Source organism: Rathayibacter sp. SW19 (assembly GCF_030866825.1).
In the GTDB taxonomy this organism is placed as follows: domain Bacteria; phylum Actinomycetota; class Actinomycetes; order Actinomycetales; family Microbacteriaceae; genus Rathayibacter_A; species Rathayibacter_A soli.
This window is the reverse complement of record NZ_CP133020.1, coordinates 819,486-822,737: the sequence shown is the minus strand read 5'-3', so window position 1 is coordinate 822,737 and position 3,252 is coordinate 819,486. Positions and strand designations below refer to the sequence as shown.

Genomic DNA, 3,252 nt, shown 5'->3' with positions numbered 1-3,252 from the left:
GTGAACTCCAGCTCAAGCAGGAAGCGATAGGCGAGTAGGGCATCCGCTAGCTGGTCCCCCACCGCGTGAATCTGCGCCATTTATACGCGCCCCTGAATGCGTCGTCAACCCCGAATTTTGAATAATCTTTGAGAGAGTGCTACAGTTCGGCTTCTCGGAAACAACACGGTGCACGCGCGATCTGGATGCGCGGCGCTATCGACCCCGCTCTGTCTCGGACGAATCGCGGCGGCATCAAGACGGCTCATGCACAGTGCGGCATATACCCGTCGCCTTCAATTCCGAACCGGACATGCATGCGCGGCGCGACATGAGCAACGTTACGTGCGCGACTTCTCAAAGGATGCGACGCGCCGGTGCAGACCAACCGGTGCACGCTGCACGGTGCAAGCTGCTCGATGCAAGCTGCTCGCCGCAAGTTGCACGATGCAGGCGCAGGGAGCGCGCGCCGGGCGGTGAGAGCGTCCGCCGCCGGTGTGCATCCGCCGGGAAAGTGAATGCGCGTTGTTGCTGTTTCAAATCCGCCTCACATAAGGCGGATTTGAAACAGCAACAAGGAACACATCGAACCAGTGGCGAAACGCCCGCGCGCCACGATGACAGTGCCCGGTTCAGACGAGAGTCCGAACGTGGCGACGGTCTGCTACAGGCAGATTCAAATATCTACAATCCGCTATAATAGTTGGATGGCAACTGCAGCTGAGTACATCAAGCTGGCGCGCTTACGCGCTGGCCTCTCGCAAACTGAGCTTGCGGCGAGCGCTGGCGTGACGCAGAGCGTGATTAGCTCATATGAATCGGGCAAGCGCGAGCCTTCGTTTCCCCTCCTTGAGCGACTGATCCGCGCAGCAGGCTTCGATTTGCACGTTGACCTGAAGCCGTTGGTTGTCACCGACTTGCGCACCCGCTTGGCGCGGAATCGCGTCGAACTCCTGACTGCTTTGCATGCCCTCGGAGCTGAGAACGTGCGCGTGTTCGGCAGTATTGCTCGCGGAGACGAGCACGAAGACAGCGACGTCGATCTGTTGGTCGATCTGCACGGCGATGTAGGCGTATTTGCCGTGTCGCGGATGCGAGGCGAAGCGGAGCGCATCCTCGGTGCGCCTGTGGACATAGTTCCCGCAGGCGGACTGAAGCCCGCCGTTGCGGCAGAAGCCCTCGCAGCTGCCGTGCCTCTGTGATGCGTAGCTCTGCACAACGCCTCGAAGACATTCGCGTTGCGTGCACGGCGATCGTGCACTACCGCGAAAGTAGGGACGTGGAGCCCGGCTTGGTCTTCGACGCGACTCACGCGATGGTGGCTTCAAGCGCGAGGAGTGCACGCCGGGCGGTGGGAGCGTTCGCAGCCGGTGTGCATCCGCCGGGAAAGTGAATGCGCGTTGTCGCTGTTTCAAATCCGCCTCACATAAGGCGGATTTGAAACAGCAACAAGGAACACATCGAACCCGCGGCGAAACGCCCGCGCGCCACAATGACAGTGCCCGGTTCAGACGAGAACGTCCACTCAGGTGCGCGCGCTTGTCCGAACGGGGCACTCTCAGCGTGCCGCGATCAGTTGAACACGGGTCGGCCCAGCTCACTCGTCTTCGTCGTAGCGCTCCCAGGGCCAGCGCGGGCGGCCTTTATCGCCGACTTTCGACGCGAGAATCAGCATGTAAAGGATTGTGACGACGAATGCCAGCACTCCGGCCGCGATCGCGAACGGGCTCACAAGCTGCAGTGCGAGAAAGGTGAGGAAGGCAATCGGATCCCCGCTGCCTATCCCGATCAGCAGCGCACCAGCGACGCCGAAGAAGAAGTACGAAGCGAGGCCGGTGAGCAGCGCGGCGCCGAGGGCGATCCGTTGCCGGTCTTCACGCACGCGAAGCCCGATGTTGAGCAATACCGCGAGCACGATCCCGACGGCGACGACCGTCATCACCGGTCCGACGAGGGGGCCGGCGGAGGGGTCGGTGATCACATCCCGATCCAGCAGCAGGCTGATCATGCCGAACGCCGCGACCACCAGCGCACCGTAAAACATGGTCGCGAACGCGGCAACGGTCGCTGCGTAGCGCCGAAAGTTATGCACGCGTGGGATGCTCCTCCTCAGCCGGCGTGCTGAATCGGCTGCGGCCCAGCGGCCAGCTCCTTCTCGTGAGCTTCTTTTGCATCCAGGTTACGCTGCCGCACCTTCTTGCCGCGCGCTGCGATCCAGGCGCCGAACCAGATCGGCACCTCGCGTGCGATGATTGCGGCCGCCAGCGTGAGGGGGTTCGCCCAGAGTTGGCCGACGATCCGCCCGACCTGCGCGGGGGTGAACTGCCACGCGTTGATGGTCAGCAGCACACTTCCGATGTATGCGAAGTAGACGATGACCGCGACGACGAATGCGCCGAGAACGTAAGCCCACCATCCGCCGCGGTTGACGATCGCGATCAGCGCGATCAACGCCCCCGCGAAGATCAGGATCGGCACATAGTACGACGGCGTGCCGAGGTACTGCACGAAGTCGTGGGTGGCGACATTCATCGTGCGCTTGTTCAGAAGGAAGATCACGAGCACGGCGATCGCGGACACAACCGCATAGGCCACGGCCGCCACCAGCGCGATCAGGATGCCCGCACCCCGGTTGCCCTTATCCTTCGGCGGTTGCGGCGCAGCGACGTACACCGGCGTGACATATGAGGCGGTAGGAAGAGCGGTTGCAGGCAGCGCACCCATCGGGGCGGCGTTGGTGTGTGCTGCGGCGGCGACCGGTGCTGCTGCGACGGGAACCGCTGCGGCAGCGGGCGCGGCAGGAGGAACAGCCTCATCTGCCACCGGCCGCTCGGGCGCAGCACTCTCGCTCCCTGAGCTTGCCGAAGGGCCGCTCTCGGTTGGAGCAGGCGCATCGGCAGGCTCCGCGACCGGAACTGTCTTCTGCTCGGGCGCTTCGGCAAACTCAGCGACCGGAACGCCAGCTACCGGAACAGTCTCATCTGCCACCGGCCGCTCGGGCACAGCACCCTCGCTCCCTGAGCTTGACGAAGGGCCGCTCTCGGTTGGAGCAGGCGCATCGGCAGGGTCAGCGACTGGAACAGTCTTCTGCTCGGGCACTTCGGCAGGCTCAGCGACCGGGACAGTCTCCGTCGATTCGTCGACGAGTTTGTCGGCCGGTGGCTCCGGGGTCGTGTTGCTCATGACGTCACTCCTCGTCTCGCGCGCGGGCATTCGGCGATGGGGACACTGTAGCAACCGCGACGACGCTCACCCCGGAGCCATTCCGCGAAC

General features: G+C 63.5%; 3 protein-coding genes. 1 reads left to right on the top strand and 2 read right to left on the bottom strand.

Features of this window, described 5'->3' with window-relative positions:
- Window positions 1–686: 686 nt before the first annotated feature.
- Window positions 687–1,181, top strand: a complete 495-nt coding sequence (locus QU604_RS03840) for a type II toxin-antitoxin system RelB family anti-toxin (RefSeq protein ID WP_308467474.1) — start codon at window positions 687–689, stop codon at window positions 1,179–1,181.
- Window positions 1,182–1,576: 395 nt separating this feature from the next.
- Here QU604_RS03840 and QU604_RS03835 read toward each other — a convergent pair whose 3' ends face one another.
- Window positions 1,577–2,071 carry a DUF6121 family protein gene (locus QU604_RS03835; protein ID WP_308467473.1) on the bottom strand — a complete coding sequence of 165 codons (495 nt, stop codon included), beginning with the start codon at window positions 2,069–2,071 and terminating at the stop codon, window positions 1,577–1,579.
- Window positions 2,072–2,088: 17 nt separating this feature from the next.
- Complete coding sequence (locus QU604_RS03830) at window positions 2,089–3,162, bottom strand: hypothetical protein (protein ID WP_308467472.1); 1,074 nt, start codon at window positions 3,160–3,162, stop codon at window positions 2,089–2,091.
- Window positions 3,163–3,252: the final 90 nt, after the last annotated feature.